At 46.0% G+C, this 19,096-nt stretch carries 21 protein-coding genes; 12 read left to right on the top strand and 9 right to left on the bottom strand.

Going from position 1 to position 19,096, the window contains the following annotated elements; genetic code table 11:
* Window positions 1-48 precede the first annotated feature (48 nt).
* A complete protein-coding gene (locus QUA20_RS05495) occupies window positions 49-186 on the bottom strand; it encodes a hypothetical protein (RefSeq protein ID WP_333186200.1) in 138 nt (45 codons plus the stop codon).
* Between the two features lie 317 nt (window positions 187-503).
* On the opposite strand from QUA20_RS05495, the gene msrA reads away from it, so the two are divergent.
* The 4 genes from msrA (at window position 504) to QUA20_RS05475 (ending at window position 2,706) form a co-directional block, all read left to right on the top strand.
* Window positions 504-1,157 carry a peptide-methionine (S)-S-oxide reductase MsrA gene (gene msrA, locus QUA20_RS05490; RefSeq protein WP_172184469.1) on the top strand — a complete coding sequence of 218 codons (654 nt, stop codon included), beginning with the start codon at window positions 504-506 and terminating at the stop codon, window positions 1,155-1,157.
* Between the two features lie 161 nt (window positions 1,158-1,318).
* Complete coding sequence (locus tag QUA20_RS05485) at window positions 1,319-1,624, top strand: hypothetical protein (protein WP_172184471.1); 306 nt, start codon at window positions 1,319-1,321, stop codon at window positions 1,622-1,624.
* Window positions 1,625-1,745: 121 nt separating this feature from the next.
* On the top strand, window positions 1,746-2,087 hold the full coding sequence (locus QUA20_RS05480; RefSeq protein ID WP_333186196.1) for a YtxH domain-containing protein: 342 nt from the start codon (window positions 1,746-1,748) through the stop codon (window positions 2,085-2,087).
* A gap of 37 nt (window positions 2,088-2,124) precedes the next feature.
* On the top strand, window positions 2,125-2,706 hold the full coding sequence (locus QUA20_RS05475) for a DUF948 domain-containing protein (protein ID WP_172184475.1): 582 nt from the start codon (window positions 2,125-2,127) through the stop codon (window positions 2,704-2,706).
* A gap of 17 nt (window positions 2,707-2,723) precedes the next feature.
* On the opposite strand, the gene QUA20_RS05470 is transcribed toward QUA20_RS05475, so the two are convergent.
* The 3 genes from QUA20_RS05470 to argB form a co-directional block, all read right to left on the bottom strand.
* On the bottom strand, window positions 2,724-4,511 hold the full coding sequence (locus QUA20_RS05470) for a cellulose-binding protein (protein WP_333186192.1): 1,788 nt from the start codon (window positions 4,509-4,511) through the stop codon (window positions 2,724-2,726).
* Between the two features lie 196 nt (window positions 4,512-4,707).
* Entirely contained in the window at window positions 4,708-4,974 is a 267-nt protein-coding gene (locus QUA20_RS05465) for a DUF4926 domain-containing protein (protein WP_333186190.1), read from the bottom strand.
* Window positions 4,975-5,137: 163 nt separating this feature from the next.
* Entirely contained in the window at window positions 5,138-6,049 is a 912-nt protein-coding gene (argB, locus tag QUA20_RS05460; protein WP_333186186.1) for an acetylglutamate kinase, read from the bottom strand.
* 246 nt (window positions 6,050-6,295) lie between these two features.
* Between argB and QUA20_RS05455 the strand changes: the two genes are divergently transcribed.
* Window positions 6,296-7,087 carry an HAD family hydrolase gene (locus QUA20_RS05455; RefSeq protein WP_172184487.1) on the top strand — a complete coding sequence of 264 codons (792 nt, stop codon included), beginning with the start codon at window positions 6,296-6,298 and terminating at the stop codon, window positions 7,085-7,087.
* 70 nt (window positions 7,088-7,157) lie between these two features.
* Here the strand turns inward: QUA20_RS05455 and mreD are convergent, their stop codons facing one another.
* The 3 genes from mreD to QUA20_RS05440 all read right to left on the bottom strand — a co-directional run bounded on the left by mreD (window position 7,158) and on the right by QUA20_RS05440 (window position 9,622).
* Window positions 7,158-7,724, bottom strand: coding sequence for a rod shape-determining protein MreD (gene mreD / locus QUA20_RS05450; RefSeq protein ID WP_333186181.1), 567 nt, complete (start codon window positions 7,722-7,724; stop codon window positions 7,158-7,160).
* A complete protein-coding gene (gene mreC / locus QUA20_RS05445; protein ID WP_333186178.1) occupies window positions 7,721-8,527 on the bottom strand; it encodes a rod shape-determining protein MreC in 807 nt (268 codons plus the stop codon). Before mreC ends, mreD begins: the two co-directional genes overlap by 4 nt.
* 87 nt (window positions 8,528-8,614) lie before the next feature.
* The gene (locus QUA20_RS05440; RefSeq protein ID WP_006632285.1) at window positions 8,615-9,622 is read right to left on the bottom strand and encodes a rod shape-determining protein; all 1,008 of its coding nucleotides are present in this window, start codon (window positions 9,620-9,622) and stop codon (window positions 8,615-8,617) included.
* A 330-nt stretch (window positions 9,623-9,952) separates the two neighbouring features.
* Here QUA20_RS05440 and QUA20_RS05435 point away from each other — a divergent pair, with 330 nt between their 5' ends.
* The 3 genes from QUA20_RS05435 (at window position 9,953) to QUA20_RS05425 (ending at window position 12,736) form a co-directional block, all read left to right on the top strand.
* Complete coding sequence (locus QUA20_RS05435) at window positions 9,953-10,312, top strand: single-stranded DNA-binding protein (protein ID WP_333186175.1); 360 nt, start codon at window positions 9,953-9,955, stop codon at window positions 10,310-10,312.
* 47 nt (window positions 10,313-10,359) lie between these two features.
* Complete coding sequence (locus tag QUA20_RS05430; protein ID WP_333186172.1) at window positions 10,360-10,881, top strand: tetratricopeptide repeat protein; 522 nt, start codon at window positions 10,360-10,362, stop codon at window positions 10,879-10,881.
* A gap of 550 nt (window positions 10,882-11,431) precedes the next feature.
* Window positions 11,432-12,736, top strand: a complete 1,305-nt coding sequence (locus tag QUA20_RS05425; protein ID WP_333186169.1) for a TldD/PmbA family protein — start codon at window positions 11,432-11,434, stop codon at window positions 12,734-12,736.
* A 57-nt stretch (window positions 12,737-12,793) separates the two neighbouring features.
* Here the strand turns inward: QUA20_RS05425 and QUA20_RS05420 are convergent, their stop codons facing one another.
* Complete coding sequence (locus QUA20_RS05420) at window positions 12,794-12,925, bottom strand: hypothetical protein (RefSeq protein WP_333186167.1); 132 nt, start codon at window positions 12,923-12,925, stop codon at window positions 12,794-12,796.
* Window positions 12,926-12,976: 51 nt separating this feature from the next.
* Here QUA20_RS05420 and QUA20_RS05415 point away from each other — a divergent pair, with 51 nt between their 5' ends.
* The 4 genes from QUA20_RS05415 (at window position 12,977) to QUA20_RS05400 (ending at window position 16,733) form a co-directional block, all read left to right on the top strand.
* Complete coding sequence (locus QUA20_RS05415; protein WP_333186165.1) at window positions 12,977-13,801, top strand: DUF3153 domain-containing protein; 825 nt, start codon at window positions 12,977-12,979, stop codon at window positions 13,799-13,801.
* 200 nt (window positions 13,802-14,001) lie between these two features.
* On the top strand, window positions 14,002-14,391 hold the full coding sequence (locus QUA20_RS05410; RefSeq protein ID WP_333186161.1) for a LapA family protein: 390 nt from the start codon (window positions 14,002-14,004) through the stop codon (window positions 14,389-14,391).
* Between the two features lie 66 nt (window positions 14,392-14,457).
* Window positions 14,458-15,273 (top strand): segregation/condensation protein A, encoded by an 816-nt coding sequence (locus tag QUA20_RS05405; RefSeq protein ID WP_333186158.1) that lies wholly within the window; start codon window positions 14,458-14,460, stop codon window positions 15,271-15,273.
* 293 nt (window positions 15,274-15,566) lie between these two features.
* Entirely contained in the window at window positions 15,567-16,733 is a 1,167-nt protein-coding gene (locus QUA20_RS05400) for an NDP-sugar synthase (protein WP_333186156.1), read from the top strand.
* Window positions 16,734-16,855: 122 nt separating this feature from the next.
* Here the strand turns inward: QUA20_RS05400 and speA are convergent, their stop codons facing one another.
* On the bottom strand, window positions 16,856-18,865 hold the full coding sequence (gene speA / locus QUA20_RS05395; RefSeq protein WP_333186152.1) for a biosynthetic arginine decarboxylase: 2,010 nt from the start codon (window positions 18,863-18,865) through the stop codon (window positions 16,856-16,858).
* Between the last annotated feature and the right edge of the window lie 231 nt (window positions 18,866-19,096).

Here is a 19,096-nt window from a genome sequence, read left to right as displayed (position 1 = left end):
GCAATCAGAAATTATAGTGGATTTTTCAGGTAAAGTTAATAGGAGAACTCAAGCTGCTGCTAGCTGTAAGTATTCCGCTGATTTCGGCAAATTCTGATTCACAACAATCCATTTACCTGTAATCGGGTCGCGGTAAGTAATAAACGGATTGGATTTTAAGGGTTCACTGCAAGGTTTAGCCGCCATTTGTACACACTCCCAAAAACTGGTATTGAATAACTACTACAACACCATACCTTTAATCATCGGATGTTTTGCCTAAAATCTGCGTGATTTATACCTGAACAATAGGTGATATTTTAGGTATGGTTTGGTGACAGCGAGCAGTGGCCTAATGTGATTGAAAACTGCGTTGGCAGTGAGCAGTATCACCAAAAAGCATCCGTAAAAAAAATCTGCCTTTTGGCTTTTACCTTCTACCTTCAAGAGGGCGACTATTTTAGTGTAGATCTGATATTATTAAGTAAGGTAAAGACGTTTATCAGAGATCCCCTCACAAACTTATGGTGCTATTTGGATTTGGCAAAAAGTCGAGCCTGCCCTCTCCCCAAGAGGCATTACCGGGACGGGCAGAGTCGATGTCGGTACCGGCAAGTCACTTTGTTAACGGCAATCCGCTCAAACCTCCCTTTCCAAACGGCATGGAGACTGCCTTGTTTGGCCTGGGCTGTTTTTGGGGAGCAGAACGCAAATTTTGGCAGCAAAATGGAGTTTTTTCGACGGCTGTTGGCTACGCAGCCGGGATTACTCCAAATCCTACTTACAACGAAGTTTGCAGCGGGATGACGGGACATAACGAAGTAGTTCTGGTTGTGTTCGATCCGAAAGTAATTAGTTACGAAACGCTGCTCAAAGTTTTTTGGGAAAGTCACAATCCTACTCAAGGAATGCGTCAGGGAAACGATTCTGGTACTCAGTACCGATCGGGAATTTACACGTATTCAGCTACCCAAATGCAGCAAGCTGAAGCTTCGCGAGATGCTTACCAGCAGGCTTTGACGGCGGCCGGTTACGGGAAGATTACCACTGAGATTATTGAGGCTCCTGAGTTTTATTACGCAGAAAGCTATCACCAGCAGTATCTTGCTAAAAACCCGAACGGTTATTGCGGTTTGGGCGGTACAAAGGTTTGTTTGCCTGCTATGTCTCAGGCTTAAAACTTGACCCAGCTTAGGGATAGGGACACATAGTTCAGGACACAACAATGTTGTGTCCCTAGAACATAGATCGGGACACAACATTGTTGTGTCCCTACACAAGAGGGCTTATAGAAAGCAACAAAAAGCTGAATATGTTAGTAGTTTAAAACAGGTATTAAATGTTGAGTGCTGTTGTAATTATCAATCTACTAATATCTCTGGTTTGCTTTTATATCGCTGCGAAGGTGTGGAAAATCAGGCGGACGATCGCACTTTTAGAAATTCGGATCGCGGCAATCGAACGCTGTAGCAGCAATGTCCTCAGCACGTCGCCGGATTTTCTTGCTAACAGGCAGCAAGGTACCCGCCAACTGCGACGGCGTTATCAACAATTAGAATTGCAACTGCAACAAGTTCAGCAACTTTTGGGATTGCTGGGTTTGGGACGGACACTTTGGCGGAGGCGCGCTCGACCTTTGAGGTAAGCTATCCTAAAACAGTCGCCCGTGCTGACTCCCTAGGATTGTCAACAATATTTCTACCTTTGCAAAGGGCTGCGATCGGGCAAACGTGCCTAAAATTGGTGTATAGAGAGAAGTTATACAAATGTCAACTAAACGTTCAGGATTATTTATTGGCGGTTTGCTTGTGGGTTCTGCGATCGGGGCCGTAACTGGGTTGCTGATGGCACCGCGAACGGGCAAGGAGACGCGGCAGATATTGAAAAAATCGGCTGATGCTTTGCCCGAGTTGGCGGAAGATTTATCTACTAGCGTGCAGTTGCAAGCCGATCGACTTTCTGAAACTGCAATCCGAAATTGGGACGAAACTTTGATTAGACTCAAAGAGGCGATCGCGGCAGGTCTGGAGGCGACTCAGCGGGAACGCCAAACGCTGTCGGAAACTGAAGTCGAAGTGAGTCCCCCGTTGCGCCCTCCCGTCCGCTAAATGACATGAAATCCCAAACCCCAAATCCCAGATTCAAGTGAGCGATCCCATCTTTTGGCTAGGACTTTCGATTTTTCTAGTGGCAGTTAGCCTGACTGCTGTTTTAGTGACTTTAATACCTGCAGTGCAAGCCCTGGCCAGGGCAGCGCGCAGCGTGGAAAAGCTCGCTGACACGCTTTCTCGCGAATTTCCGCCCACTTTGGAGGCGATTCGGTTGACGGGGCTGGAAATTAGCGAGTTGACGGATGATGTCAGCGAGGGAGTACAAAGTGCGGGCGAGGTTGTCAAACAGGTCGATCGAAGTATTGGTAGCGCTAAAAAGCAGGCGCAAAACGTGCAGGTAACAACTCGCAGCGTGGTGACTGGGATTAAGGCTGCTTGGAAAACTTTAACTAGGAAGCCGCCCGTGTCTGGGACAAATCGCCGATCGACAGAGAGATTGTCGCCGAGTCAAAGAAGTGCGATTTCGCTGAGGGATTCGGGTTTGGAGGATAGGTATTCTGGGCCTTACGGTGCGGGTGCGAGTAATGGGGAATCGCCACGGTTGAGGGGTAGCGATGGTTCGGGTTTGCCGGGGGATGCGGAAGATTTTGAAGAAGTGCGATCGAACGATTCTTGATTGCACCCAATTCCTCATCATCCCTCAACAGCACACCCATCCCACCAGCAAGGATTCCGATCGATAAAATCCATCAAAGCATCATACTTAGGCGAACCCTTTTGTTCCACATATTCCAAAGCGCCCCAACTTCCCCACTTACTAAATCCACCCACGTCCACAAAGTGCATGAAAAGACTGCCTCCAGCTTGTTTCCAACTATTCAGTAATTGGGTGTACATATCATACATTTCTGGACGCCTATTTAATTCCATAAAAAACTCAGTCAGTTTTTCGTTATTCTCCACTCCTTCAGTACCTACAATATGTTGACCGCCCTCGTAAACAAATAACTTGAGACCTTTTTTTTGAGCCACATCTAAGAAATACCTAAAGTCATTATCAACATCTGGCAAACTATCTTTGAAACCAGGAAGCAACCCGCCCTCTCTTAATTGCTTAAAAGCTTTCCCAAACCCGCCATCTGCGTCCTTCAACCAAGACTCTACTGTGCTGACACTTTCTTTCCCGCCCAAGTTGCCGCTAAAATATCCAGCTATGGCTAGGGCATCAATCCCGTGTTGATAACAAGGTTTATTGCCCTCAGCTACCCAAGAGGAACACTCTAAAGCATAAGTTTCTAAATCTCTCCAGCCTCTTTGAACTCCTAAAACGCAGACAACTCGATTCTTTTGATCCTCAAAAACACCTTTCCAGATATCGCACATTTGAGCAGTACGCATTCCGTACCATTGCATAAAAGCGTCGCCTTTATCTCCCCACTTCGCTTTACCTTGTTCCAAAGCATAATGCGATTGTGGAAATGACCAATTCCAAACCTCATTAGAATACTCTACATAAACTTTCAGCTTGGGATCTACACTATCTTTTACCCTTTTAGCAAAGTTAGTCATATATTCATCAGTAGCCTGATGCGGGATATTAAACCAGGGTTCTGCTTGGACTTTGTTAGCTAAATTAACCATAACTTCTATGGGAACATTTCCTCTATAAGCATAGGATACGCTCTCTGGTTTAGGTCGGTTTGACCAGTCTTTTTGTTCCGAACCATTTGTTCCCATCCAGTCCATAAAACGCAAAACTTTAAACTTTTTAATCTTGTCTATAAACAGCGGATTAAATATTTCACCGCTTTGATAAAGCTGTTCATCTTGGGATCGAACAACTTTAATATTGCGGATATAGTTCCCTGTTTTCTTCGGATCGGTAGCAGTAATTGTAATCATTATGCCTCCGCCTTGTGTGGCATCCACATTAATGATATCCCTCCCGGGTTTCGACGCAGCCTCATCTTTTTTGGCATCATAGGTATATTCGATCGCACCCTCACCCTCATAAGTAACAATATATTGCCCTGAAGGATAGCGATTGGGGATTTCCCTCAGTAATAGCGTACTTACCCTAGTATATTTAGGAGCATCTTCGGGAGACGGAAGAGACTTCACCCACCCATTTTCATCAAGGTTTAAAAGATTATACTCCTCTGTATCCCATTCACCTTTACAGTTTGGTTGTCCGGTGACGCATTGAGTGATCCATTGTCTAGAAGATTTAAAAGCATCTAAAAAGGGTAATTGTGTGGAGTAGTCAGCAATACCACTAAGCCCAACTCCTAAAGAAGAGCGAGAATTTGACGTATTTTGTACATCTGCACGCACAGCTACTTTGTTATCTACTTGCCGTGCTGCTGTGGGAGCAATATTAGTTGTTAAAGCCCAACATCCGGGAATGAAAATGACAAAAATTAATAAACCCAGCACAAAGCCCAGAGCTTTTTTGTTCGATCTGATACTTAATCGAGACATAATTTTGACTGATTTTATTGTTTTAGGTAAAATCCGAGCGGTAAGACAGTTTTAATTTCGATATTTTATCAAAAAGTTCCTTCTAAAACTATCAGCTATAAGATTATTAACATTTTTGCCTCTCAGTGGAGGGGCGATCGCCCTTTCTGTCCCCAAGTGCGATCGCCCTTATCTAACTTCTATTCTCCTCACATTACTAAGCAACTGCAAGTTCATATTGCAGAACTAAAATTTCATCGGCTTTTAACATAGCCATAGCATATTCACTCCCTTGACTATCAGCAAACTCCACTAAATACTGACATTCCTTTCCCGTGTCCTCATACACTTCAATAATAGTTCCCACAAGTCCAACTGGCAAACTAGAAATATATGCGTATTCTGGTTCCACTAGCGCTAATCGCTTATTGGAAATCGGCTTGAGAATCGCAACAGAATCCAAAAGTCTAAAGTTTGTGAGCATAGTTTAACAAAAGCTGAAATCCAACAACGGTTAGAATTAGTTGAAGTAATTTCCCAGAAGTACCTTCTCCAGGTTTTTAGGGGCAGGTTTAGTTAGAATATACACGCTTTCAGCGAGTTTACCCATTTCACGCACCCGCCCTCCCCACGCTAGGATTTACCTCTTACTTAGGCCTTAAGTTCGCGCTGCTAAACTCAGAAGCCACAATCATCGACCCAATCCCCGCATCCGTAAATATTTCTTGCAGCAAAGCATGAGGAATTCGACCGTCAATAATGTGAGCACCATTTACACCCTGAGCCAAACTCCGCACACAACAATTAACTTTCGGAATCATTCCCCCAGACACAACTCCCGACTCAACCAACTGTCTCGCTTCTTGAATATCTAACTTAGCAATCAGACTATCCGGCTTGTGATAATCCTCTAAAATTCCCGCAGTATCAGTCATCAAAATCAACTTTTCCGCTCCCAAACCAGCCGCAATTTCCCCAGCCACCGTGTCAGCATTAATGTTGTAAGATTGACCCTTTTCATCGGCTGCCACGCTCGACACCACCGGAATATAACCGCTGTTCACCAAAGACTCCAAAATCTGGATTTTCACGCTGCTGACTTCACCAACAAATCCAATTCCTTCCCGACCATCTGGACGAGCTTGAATCAGATTGGCATCCTTGCCGCACAATCCCACTGCTTTGCCGCCAGCTTGGTTGATTAACGAAACAATTTCCTTATTTACTTTCCCCACCAAAACCATTTCTACAACTTCCATTGTCGCCGCATCAGTCACCCGCAAACCATCCTTAAATTGCGGCTCAATTCCCAATTTTTCCAGCCAAATATTAATTTCCGGGCCGCCGCCGTGAACCACAACCGGACGCATCCCCACGCAAGCTAGCAGCACAATATCCCGAACCACCTTGTCTTTGAGATTGCTATCTTTCATCGCCGCACCGCCATATTTGACCACTATGGTGCGACCGGCAAAGTGTTGAATGTAAGGCAGTGCTTCGGACAGCACCTCTACTCGATTAGTGTCCGAATTCCTAACAAAATCGCTTTGTTTGAGCATGGGTAAATTACAAAAGACTAAAAACTTAATTCTAAACTTTAATGGCTAAAGCACATATCAACAGCCACAAAAATCACTTTTTGCCTTGATTTTATCGGCGCGCAGGCTCGATCGCCTTTATTGAACCCCATCCTCAAAAATTTCATAGGTATTTTTAATAAAGCCATTAAAAATTATGTACTATAACTTATACATTTTTTGCTACAGTCAAGAAATGTATAGCTCCCTTGATTTACTTAACGTTTTATGTTAACTGCTGTCGCCCAAGACTCCGAAAACCTTCAGTACAAGCTACCATCAGAGACTGACTCATCCCCCCGGATGACGGTATTTTGCGATTTAGACGGGCCCATAGTCGATGTGTCCGATCGCTACTACGCCACCTATCAACAGGGATTGGCCGACACTCAAGCAGCCTATCTTGCTAGGGGAATCAACCTCAACCTCCAAATCCTCAGCAAACAGCAGTTTTGGCAAATGAAACAAAACCGAGTGCCCGATGCTGAAATAGCCAAAAGTTCCGGCTTGTCGGGAGAAGAAATTCACGTTTTTCTCGGATGCGTGAGTCAGATTGTCAATCAGCCAGACTTGTTGCACTTAGATCGCATCCAGCCGGGAGTCCAATGGGCGATCGGACTTCTGCACTCCCGCGGCGTGCGGCTGATTTTAGTCACCCTGCGGCCGAGAAATCAAGCCGTTCAACTGTTGCAAAATTACGGTTTAGCCAGACTTTTTACCAGCATTCGGGGAACTCAGATGGTGGATGCCGCCTATCACAACTATACAGCCTTAAAAACTGAATTGTTGGCTGAAGTTGCTGAAGAATTTGAGTCATCGCTGGGTTCGGCTTGGATGATCGGAGATACAGAAGCAGACATCCTCGCAGGACAAGCATTAGGAATACCTACAATTGCCGTTACCTGCGGAATTCGCAGCCGCTATCAACTACAAAAGCACCAACCTAATTTCATTCTCAGCGACTTGATTATTGCCGTTCATCACTTATTAGGTTCCGGCCAGCAAGTAATAGTAGAATGATTCTAGTTAACAGTAATGAGTTAACAGTTAACTGTTGACTGAGGACTAATGACTGAGGACTAATGACTAACTAAGGCTTTTCTACATTCCTGGTCATTTCCCACAAGCGATTGAGGGGAAAATAAATCACCGGAGCCCAAAGACTGCTAAGAATAGCAGAACACAAAGCCACTCGCTGGTGATAGCTCCAAATTTCCAGTAAAGCCCGATCGCCCATAGCAAAAAATTGCAGCCCCATCACCGTTTCCGCTACCACCGCCATCCCAAATACAATTAACGCGATCGGAATCGGATCTCTCTCAACAATATCTGCCGGAATCGACCAGGTTTTCTGCAAAACAACTGTTAAGACTCCTACAACAACTAGACTCACAGCGTGGGTGGGATGAGGAGCCGTCATCGCATCTTGAAGAAACCCCAAAACCAAGCCCATGCTACCAGCCCCCCAAACTGTACGTTTCCGCTTAATACTCCAAGCTACCAACCAAATTAACAGCCAGTTCGGCCCAATTCCCAGCAATTCCATTCCCGGCATCCGAGTGGGCAATATCAGTATGCACAGCATCACAGATAGAAATGTAACTGCGAAATTGAGAAATTGGCGCGATCGCGAAGACATCCGAGATAAAGCTTTCATTGCTGCTGTACTCCCTCAGATGGTGCAGAAGATTGACTCTGCGAATCCTTTGTTTCGACTTGCTTAGAGTGGGGGTAAACCACCGCCCACTCCAGAGAATTCATCGGTGCAGAGAACTCAACAACAGCTTCTGGAGCCGGAGTTTTATTCATATCCACCGAAACCACTTTTCCCACCGGCAAACCAGGAGGGAACAACTGACTGAAAGAAGAAGTTGAAACCACATCTCCAGGCTTGACATTAGGAACATTATCAAAAAACTCCATCACAGCCTGATTTCCGCCTTTCCCGCGCATAAAACCCATGTGGCGACTGCGGGTAATTCCCACACCCAATTGACTCGTAGCGTCGCTGACTAACAGCACCAAGCTAGTATTAGGAGTAACGCTGACAACCCTGCCTACTAAACCGCCAGGACCCATCACAGTAAAATCTGTTTTAATGCCATCGTTACTGCCGCGACCCAAGGTTACTTGCTGCCACCAGTGGTCGGCGCTCCGACCGACAATAGGAGCTACAATTCCTTGAGGTTTCTTACCCGAAACGTAACCTAAAAGCTCTTTTAGCTTCTGATTTTGATTTTCTAATTCTAATAGCTGCGCTTGCAATTCTTGAGTGCGCGCCGAGATCAGCTCCTCTTGCCCAGAGCCGTTGGCGTGAAAAGGACGAGTCACCCAATTGTAAACTTCAAATACTGCCGCACCTTGTGTTTGCCGAACTCCCCAAGCGGCAGTTACAGCTAAACCTAAAAGAGCAATTTGCAGCCGCAGATCCCACCACTTTCGGAATGTATTTTTTAGCATAATTTCAGTAATCTAAAATTGTTATCTCAGCATTTTAGATTTGAGATTGCAGCCGTATTTCTAAATCCACAATCCCAAATTTGTTAACTACATATTACGCGACGACTGCCCGCTGAAAACCCGTTCCAACTGTTTGTTTTCCAATACCCTACCAGTTCCCAAAACCACGCAGCACAGCGGATCGGCTGCCACGTGAGTGACAATTCCTGTTTCGTGACTGATCAGAGTATCTAAACCTTTCATCAGCGCGCCACCACCAGCGAGCATAATTCCCCTGTCAATAATATCTGCTGCTAATTCCGGCGGGGTGCGTTCCAAAGTACGCTTGACAGCTTCCACAATTACTGAAAGCGGTTCCGACATACTTTCGCGAATTTCTGGGCCTTTGATAGTAACAGTTCGGGGCAAACCAGACAGTAAGTGCAAGCCCCGCACTTCCATCATTACGTCGTCATCCTCTGGAGTTGGATATGCAGAACCTACCTGAATCTTAATTTCTTCAGCAGTGCGTTCGCCGATGACCAAATTGTGAACTTTTTTCATGTATTGGACGATCGCCTCGTTGAGTTCGTCGCCGGCTACCCGCACAGATTCGCTGATCACCGTACCTTGCAAACTCAAAACCGCAACTTCCGTCGTACCCCCGCCGATATCTATAATCATATTGCCAGTCGCCTCAGCAACAGGCAGTCCAGCCCCGATCGCCGCAGCGATAGGTTCATCAATTAACCGCACTTCTCTAGCACCCGCCTGAGTCGCCGCCTCAATGACAGCACGCCTCTCAACTCCGGTGACACCGCTGGGGATGCCAATAATTATCCGCGGCGAAACTAAGCTTCGGCCTTCGTGAACCCTGCGGATAAAAGTCTTGAGCATTAGTTCGGCCGTATCGAAGTCTGCGATTACCCCGTCGCGAAGCGGACGAAGTGCTATGACGTTCCCTGGCGTGCGCCCGAGCATTTTTTTCGCTTCTTCTCCAACAGCCAGCGGTATTTTTAAATCTTGGTCGATCGCCACTACAGAAGGTTCCTGCAGAACAATACCTTTGCCCGATACATAAACGAGCGTGTTAGCAGTACCGAGGTCGATACCCATATCTCTAGATAACGAAAATCGATTGAGAAGACCCACTGATTTGTACCCCCCCCAAAAACTAAAATACTATTGTGTGCAATAATGTTGTTACAAAAATGTAACCGAGGTGGATTCTATTACGTTTTTCATCCTGAGTCTAGTCAGAAATGTACATTGTCGAGCTCAGGTTGAGCGCAGACTTGCCAATCATCCACCATCAATATGTTCTGCTAAGTGGGTGTACAATCAGGATGAAGCCTCACAAGCGTTGTTCCAAGTTCAGTTTGGAGGCTAATGCGCGTGTGGACTGTTTAACTACATCACCGATCGACCACATTCCCAAAAAAGTTTATGAGTCTTAATGTTGTGACTTTAGTAGGCCGCGTCGGCGGCGACCCGGACGTGAAGTATTTTGAGTCGGGTACAGTTAAGTGTAGTTTGACGCTGGCAGTGAACCGCAGAACCAAGAACAGCGATCAACCAGACTGGTTCAATCTGGAAATCTGGGGCAAAACAGCGCAGATTGCTGCTGACTACGTTCGCAAAGGCTCTCTAATTGGCGTCACAGGCTCTTTGAAGTTCGATCGCTGGCAAGACCGCAATACGGGTTCAAATCGATCGAGACCGGTAATTAAGGTAGACCATTTAGACTTGCTGGGTTCCAAACGCGACAACGAGTCGGGTATGTCGCAAAACAACAGCGAATTCTAGCCTTTGGGGAATTTGGGAAGTAATATTTGTGAATTGGGTGGGTGCTCGTGACTTCAGAAAAGTTAGAAATTGTTCAAACTGAGTACCAAGCTGGGCAAGTAGCTTTTGAGAGTGGCCGGTATGCTGAAGCTGTGCAGAGTTTAGAAACAGCTACCGGTTTAGTCGATCGAAATTCCCGGTTGGGCGGTGAGGTGCAGATGTGGCTGGTGACGGCCTACGAAGCCTCTGGCAATACAGAAAGGGCGATCGAGCTTTGCCGTTCGCTCACCCGCCATCCCCGCCAAGAAACCCGCCAGCAAGCAAAGCGCTTGCTGTTCATTCTGGAAGCTCCCAAACTCACTATCCCTCCTGAATGGATGGTGAAAATCCCTGATTTGGCAGCTTTAGATGAAAATGAATCAATCAGTTTTCAAGCCAATCCGAACGCTGATATCAAGTACGCTAAACCCCAGCCCAGCGTACCAGAACCTGTAGATTTAAGTCAGGTTAATACCAAAGACAATCTATTTATCTGGGTAGCTTTAATGGCTATCATAATTACTTTAGCAAGCTTAATTTGGTTTATTTAGCTCACGTAAGGCTTATAGTTGATCGACTGTTGGACATGAAATATAATCGAATAAAAACACATTATTTTTTAGGTAAATAAAATAAATTAAGTAATAAGTAAATGAAGCTTTAAAATACATAAATATAGATTTACGCGAGTATCTGTAGCGAAATGGTAATGCCGTGTCAGGTGTTGGTATCGGCGACTTTAAATAATTCGGATCTGATTAATGATTAGACTTTTTGCATAAATCTTGAGATAGGGAAACCGTAGATGCAACGCAAATGCAACGCAAATGCCTTTCAAGATAGGAGAACGAATGCCTGCAAAAGGTATATTGAAGCAAGACTTTTTAAAAGCGGTCTAAAAACCGGGCATTCGATCGGCTACTCATCCCACACTTACATGAGGGTAATACCATTTTTAAAAAAAATTAAAGTGTAGCCAAGCTCGTAACTTATACAGAATCAGTCATTCCCAATCTAAAATCTAAAATTGTATGAGTGTCAGGCTACCGGCGAACAAAGCTAAAATAAAACAAAGACCAAACCTGAAAGGCTATTATTATTGTGAGTGATTCTACCCTAGAGCAGATTTTGAAATTGGCCTCTCAGCGCGCGGATGCCGCTGAAGTATACTACCTGTCGAGTCAAGACACGCCGATCGAATTTGAAAACAATCGCCTCAAATCCCTACAAACCAAAGCACTGCAAGGCGTAGCACTTCGGCTGATTCACTCTGGCAAAATCGGTTTTGCCAGTTCCACAGATTTAACTCGGATAGACGATTTAGTAGATGCAGCGATTCAAACAGCCGAAATCGGCGACCCCGCAGAATTTGAACTAGCCTCCAACTTCCAGCTAAAAGGCCCGGAAACCACCTACACTCCGCCCACAACTCAAGAATTAGTCGAAAACGGCAAAAACCTGATCGAGCAAGTTCACGCCTACAATCCCGATATTATGGTAGATGTGGGCTTTCACGTCCGCAGCGGCATCGTCAAAATTGCCACGACGCGAGACGTGTATGCCGAAAGAAGCAGCCAAATAGTCAGCGGCTCGATCGCGGGAAATTTGGTACAGGGAGAAGACTTTATGCAAGCATACAGTTACGACGTAGCGCGCGATCGGCCCCTGGACACAAACAGCATCCTCGAATCACTCCTCGAAAAATACCGCCTCGCCGAACATTCAGCCACCATCACCAGCGGTTCCTACCCAGTATTATTTACCCCCAGAGCCGCCGCTAGCACCCTCGGCAGCTTGTTTGATACCATCCTTTCAGGTCAAACAGTAGTTCAAAAAGCCTCTCCCCTAGCCGACAAAATCGGTGAAACCTTATTTGACGAACGCTTTACCTTTTTTGAAGACCCCACTTTAGGCCCTTCTGCTTGTCCCTTTGACGACGAAGGTACGCCCACCACCCGCAAAGTCTTGATAGACAAAGGTACTGTCACCGGATTTTATTGGGATCGCAGGTGGGCCGCTCGCGCCGGTGTACAATCGACTGGCAACGGTTTTCGTGGCGGATTGTCTCGCCCGGGCCCTGATTTGACTAACTTTTGCATTTCCCCAGGAAATACCGCCACTCAAGACTTGATTGCTAGCATGGACGAAGGTCTAATAGTAGAGCAAGTTTTAGGTGCCGGTCAGTCCAATCAGTTAGCTGGCGAATTTTCTGTCAATTTGGACTTAGGCTATAAAGTAGAAAAAGGCAAAATAGTCGGCCGCGTCAAGAATACAATGGTGGCAGGCAGCATTTTTGAAGCCTTTAAAAATTTGGCAGATTTGAGCAGCGAAGCCGAATGGGTAGGCGGTGCGGCATATTTGCCGAGTATGCTGTTTCAACAGTTGGGTGTAGCTTCCAGGCAATAAGTTCAGTGCGGTTAATTCCAGGTAAGGCCGACACTGCTGCCAGCAAAATGTTAGCACTCATGTCAAAAAAACCTGCTTCTGCCACAAATCCTCTGTGAAATCGCCTTTTGGCAGCCCAGAAACCGGGTTTTTGGTAAGCGGTTCGTAAGTCCAGACGTGCCAAACAAACATAGAAACAGTGTCGGCCATTCAGCGCTTTGCTAATTCATGCAAATAGGGAAAAACAGGGAAAAAGGTACAATGAAAGAGCAAAATGTCAAGGATGGAACTCGGAAGAAGAAAAAGCACTTTTTCTTTCTTTTACCTTTGGTTTTTTGCCTTTTAACTCTAGTGACTGGATGCGTTCAGTACGATGTCGGGGTTAACTTTGAGAGTCAAACTCGCGGCGAAATCGTGCAGCACATTAAACTGGGGGAAAGGTTGACGAGCTTCAGCAGCCAAACTGTTGCAGAATGGTTGAAAAGCGTAGAACGCCGGGTGAGGTTGCTGGACGGAAAAACTAAACGGCTTTCCGATACAGAAGTTGTAGTGACGATTCCTTTCAATAATGGAGCCGAGTTGCAAGACAAGTTCAACCAATTTTACAATCCGATCGCACCAACCACAAAATCTCGGGTCGCAAGTCCGCTAGAAACCGATTTGCCGAAGTTTGAATCTCACCTGAGTGTCAAGCAGAATAATTTGTTATTGGTGCTGCGAAATCGGTTGAGTTTGGAATTGGATTTGCGCTCTCTTTCTCTGATTTCCTCTAACGGCAGTCTGCTGCTGAGTCCGGGGGGACTTTTGGAGCTAGATTTTAGCTTGAACACGCCTTGGGGTGCCAAAAGTATTGAAACTGTCGCCGGTGCGCTGGTTCCCGAAAGCTATCAGCAGGGAAAACAGTTAGTTTGGAAGCTCAAACCCGGGGAAGTTAACTATTTGGAGGCGATATTCTGGATTCCCAGTCCCGTAGGAATTGGGGCGCTGATTATTGCCTTATTTGTGGCGGCGGGCATTGCTTTGAAATATCAAATATTGCCAGCACTGGGAATCGGCAAGAAACCGCAAAAAATCGGTCAAACCTAAAGAGAATATGTCCTGCAGGGGCGGGTTAACCAATCTCTTCAATCAACTCTCCGAGCTACAATAAACCCGCCCCTCCCTGGATATTATGTTTAATTGAGAAGATTTGATATTATCAAAAAAACTGGGAACATCTGCCAAAAAACAGTTGACAAATGCCCAATAATTTGCTTAACCTGAATTGAGAATTAGGGACAGAGAAAATGCGATCGCTAAATTTCTTCTTTATCTTTCTGATTTGCTTGGCTCTAGTATTGTTCAGCATCGAAAATACACAGCCCGTCGCGATTCAAGTTATCAAAGGCGTCGAAGTTAAAGCTCCGCTGTGCGTAGAATTAATTGTAGCGACCGGATTAGGGGCAACAGTAGCGTGGCTTTTCAGTCTGTGGTCGAGAATGCAGCGAACCCTCGCCTCGCGCCAAGAGATCCGCCAAGTTCGCGAAAAACAGCAGCGGATTCAGGAATTAGAACAAGATATAGAACGCTATAAAGCAGAAGTAGAATCCAAACAACCTTTGTTAGAAAGTGCAGAACCAATAAGTTTAGAAACAGCAGCTATTGAGGCCAAAGCTGCTGAAATGACCGCCAATTAACTTGATATGCTCTCTCGTTTTCGGAGAGGGAAAATCTAAAATCTAAAATCTAAAATCTAAAATCGAATGGCCGTTTCCCGAGACCAAGATGGCTTAGAAACGATTTCCGAGGGGATCGCAATTTTAATTGACCTCGCCGAACGGGGAGAAATCGATCCTTGGGACGTTAAGGTCATTGAAGTGTTCGATCGATGTTTGAGCAAGCTTACGAACGCCTGCGATGCCGATCAGACTACGGATTTCTCTGATTTGTCCCACTCCGGCCAAGCATTTTTGTACGCTTCAATGCTGGTGTTGCTCAAAGCAGAAAGTATCGTCCTCTCAGAATCCCCCGCGGATTCCGACTCGGCCGACGAGGCGACACTCGAAGACGCAGAGCACTCAGGAGGGCGACACTTGCCCCAGCATTTGGAGCGGCAATTGCGCCGTCGCGGTGTAGCTCAACTACCGCAAAAACGCCCGGTGACCCTCCCAGAACTGATCGAGCAGTTGCAGCTAATGAAAGCAGCAATGGAGCAGACAGTTGCCCCCCGGCGGCGCCCTACCTCAAAAATGCGATCGCAAGCAGCCCAGGCTATCTTTGAGCTAGCTCACCAAGAAAATTTGGTGGAAACTGCTAGTGAACTCGATCGGTTTCTGGCAGAACGGGGCTCGGAAATTGACGAGGGTTGGCTCGACTTGGAACAACTGCTGGAACTTTGGCATCATAAGGATTTGCACTCCTCTGTTGACCCAGAAGTCCCGATATCGACTGGAGAATTTCACTTGCCAAATCATGACCGCGTGGGTATTTTTTGGGCGTTGTTGCTGCTGTCGGCTCAGTCTAAAGTAGAGTTGCTTCAAGAGGAGTTTTACCAAGACCTCAAAATCCGCGCGCTTTGAGCTTGGAGGAGCATCAGATCCGGTTTTGGGGCGGGTTTACCAGTCTCTCGAACTCTTGACAGCTATCTAGGCGAACCCGCTCCTACGGCAATTGTACGTGCATTCACCCGGACTTGATATTATTTCTGATTTCTGGTTCGTTAAATCTAGGTAGATTAGCAATAAATGATTGATAGCCTGCTACGATGTCGCCTATAAACAGGTCAGGATTTTGCTGCGATCGATTCGAGCGCAATCGCTAGCATCTAATTGTTGAGTTTATATCAATTAACAGAGGGTTGAGGAAGTTAAGAATGAAAGCGATGATTCTGGCGGCAGGTAAAGGCACTCGCGTCCGTCCCATTACTCAGACAATACCCAAACCGATGATTCCCATCCTGCAAAAGCCAGTGATGGAGTTTTTGGTTGAATTACTCCGCCAGCACGGATTTGACCAGATTATGGTCAATGTTTCCCATTTGGCAGACGTGATTGAAAACTACTTCCGTGACGGTCAAAAGTTTGGGGTACAAATTGCCTATTCTTTTGAAGGGCGAATTGAGGAGGGAGAAATGATTGGAGAGGCTCTCGGTTCGGCTGGCGGCATGAAACGAATTCAGGACTTCTCGCCGTTTTTTGACGATACTTTTGTGGTGCTCTGCGGCGACGCTTTGATTGACTTGGACTTGACTGCTGCTGTGAAGTGGCACCGGGAAAAAGGGGCGATCGCTACTATTGTTATGAAATCGGTTCCCCGCGAGGAGGTTCCCAGTTACGGAGTGGTGGTAACAGACGAGTCTGGCAAAATTAAAGCTTTCCAAGAAAAACCTTCTGTAGAAGAAGCTCTGAGTACCGACATTAACACTGGTATTTATATTTTTGAACCGGAAATATTCGATTACATCCCTTCGGGCGAGGAATACGATATCGGTTCGCAGTTATTCCCCGCGCTAGTAGCAGCAGGCGCGCCTTTTTACGGGATTACTATGGACTTTGAGTGGGTGGATATCGGCAAAGTTCCTGACTATTGGCGGGCAATTCAGAGCGTCCTGCTCGGACAAGTTAAAAATGTTTCGATTCCCGGAATTGAAGTGCGCCCCGGCATTTACGCTGGTTTGAATGTAGCTGTTAACTGGGATAAGGTTGATATTACTGGGCCTGTGTACATTGGGGGGATGACGATCATTGAGGATGGAGCAAAAATTGTCGGCCCGACAATGATCGGCCCAAATTGTTGGCTTTGCAGTGGCGCGACTGTAGAAAACAGCGTGATTTTTGAGTATTCCCGTTTGGGTCCGGAGGTGCGGTTGGTTGACAAACTGGTGTTCGGGCGCTACTGCGTTGATAAAACCGGGGCTGCGATCGATTTGCAAGCGGCGGCTCTCGATTGGCTGATTACTGACGCTCGCCAAGTTTTACCCACTCAACACGGAGAAGAGCGGCGGGCGATAGCAGAAATTCTCGGTAGTCATCCTGAATAATTGGTAATTGGTAATTGCTAATTGGTAATTGCTCAAGGTAAGGTGCGCACTGCGCACCCTACTTTTACAGTTATTATCTCAGCTTTCAATTCTGGCAAGGTGCTTAGGTTGCACCCTACATTTTAAGACTGAAGATAAGTATATTGGCTGAGACTACGCTCGTAATTTTGCAGCAAAAGTTGGGCCTCGGAAAGAGTAATTTTATTTTGCTGCAAAGCTGCTTCTGTCTGACGGCGGATGCTTTCAACCAAACTTTCTGAATCGTACTGTACGTAGCTGAGGACTTCTTTCATAGTGTCTCCTTTCACAACGTGTTCTATATGATAGCCAGAAGGTGTTAGCTGAATGTGAACTGCATTTGCATCGCCGAATAAGTTGTGAAGGTTGCCCATAATTTCTTGATAAGCACCTCCCAAAAATAGCGCCAAATAGTAAGGTTCTCCAGGTTTGAGAGTATGCAGTTCCAAAACCGATTTCACATCTCGCAAATCAATAAATTGGTCGATTTTGCCGTCGCTGTCGCAGGTGAGATCGGCTAAAATACCGCGCTGAGTTGGTTCTTCATCGAGTCGGTTAATTGGCATAATTGGGAACAATTGGTTAATTGCCCAACTGTCCGGTACAGACTGGAAAACAGATAAGTTAATGTAATAAATGGACGCCATCACTTTTTCTAAGTCTTCCAAATCCTCCGATACATATTCTTTTTGCCGCGCGATCCCCTGTATTTTATCGCAACAAGCCCAGTACAACTGTTCGGTTTTCGCCCGTTCCGCAATTCCCAAATAGCCTAAGTTAAATAAACTGACTGCTTCCTCCTTGAATTGGATAGCATCGTGATAAACTTCTTGGTAATTCTCGGGACTGATAGATTGGTAAATTTCGTAGAGATTGCGCGGAATTTGGTGCGCGTTTTCATCTACTGGTTCGGGTACTTCTCTGGGGACATCGCTAGTACCGAGTACGTCAAAAACTAACACTGATTGGTGAGAAGCGATCGCCCGCCCGCTTTCGCTAATGATAATTGGGACCGGAATTTTGCGCTCGTCGCAGGCATCTTTCACTCCCGCTACTACGTCGTTAGCGTAGTTTTGCATATTGTAGTTTTTGGAAGCGTGGAAGTTTGTTTTAGATCCGTCGTAGTCAACGCCTAGTCCGCCGCCTACGTCCAAGTAGTTCATATTAGCTCCCAATTTAGCCAATTCTACATAAATGTGGCTGGCTTCTCGAATGGCGTCTTTGATGACGCTAATTGAGGAAATTTGAGAGCCGATGTGGAAGTGCAGTAACTGCAAACAGTGGAGCATTCCAGCTTTTTCTAGTTCGGCGACTGCACGGATAATTTCAGGAATTGTCAAGCCAAATTTTGCCCGATCGCCCGTGGAACCTCCCCAGCGACCAACGCCTTTGGTAGTGAGTTTTGCTCGCACTCCCAAAATCGGTTTAATTCCTAATGCTTTGCTCGCGGCAATTGCGAGTTCTACTTCCTCTATTTGCTCCAGCACAATTACGGAAGTTTGCCCTAGCCGCTGCGCCAAAATAGCAGTTTCGATGTATTCGCGGTCTTTGTAACCGTTACAAATTAATAAAGCGCCTGGGTTTTTCAAGGTCGCCAAAGCTATCATTAATTCCGGTTTCGAGCCGGCTTCCAGTCCGAAGTGATGGGGTTTACCAAAACGCACCAAATCTTCAATTAATTGTCGGTGCTGGTTGCATTTGACTGGAAAGACACCTCGATAGACATTTTTGTAATTGTAGCGAGCGATCGCTCTGGCAAAACACGAATTTAAGCGCTCGATCCGGTCTTCCAAAATATCAGAAAATCGAATCAGCAGGGGCAAAGCCAAATTTCGCTGTTTCAGGGATTCTACCAGTTCGCACAAGTCGAGGGAACCGCCGCGATCGCCCTTGGGAGACACTGTAACGTGACCGGCTGCATTGATCGAAAAATACGGTTCGCCCCAACCTTGAATGCGGTAGAGTTTCTCACTATCTTCTATTGTCCAAGATTTTTGTGGCAGTTGAGCCGCCGTTACTAAAGCACTGTCTGGTGCCGCCAAACTCGTGACTGTTGGCGACTGAGTAGATAGCGGATCGAGATCGGAGAAAGCAGCGGTGGCTGGGGAACTCATCTTATCGGAAACCTCGAAATGAGTGGTCAAATAGATAGTTTATCGCACATATCTGGTTTCCTGATGCAGTTAAAAATTCACTTTGGGTACAAAGCCGGGCGATTTTAGATTTTAGATTTTAGAATTGACTCTACAAATTGATGAAGGTGGGGGATTGAACTAAAATCTCAACCGTAATTGCTCTCCTGGACTTATTTCTTCAAGCCAGTATCCGTATGGAGGTGAACTCGG

It is taken from the genome of Microcoleus sp. Pol7_A1 (assembly GCF_036701085.1).
Lineage (GTDB): Bacteria > Cyanobacteriota > Cyanobacteriia > Cyanobacteriales > Microcoleaceae > Microcoleus > Microcoleus asticus.
This window is presented reverse-complemented; position numbering and strand designations above follow the sequence as displayed.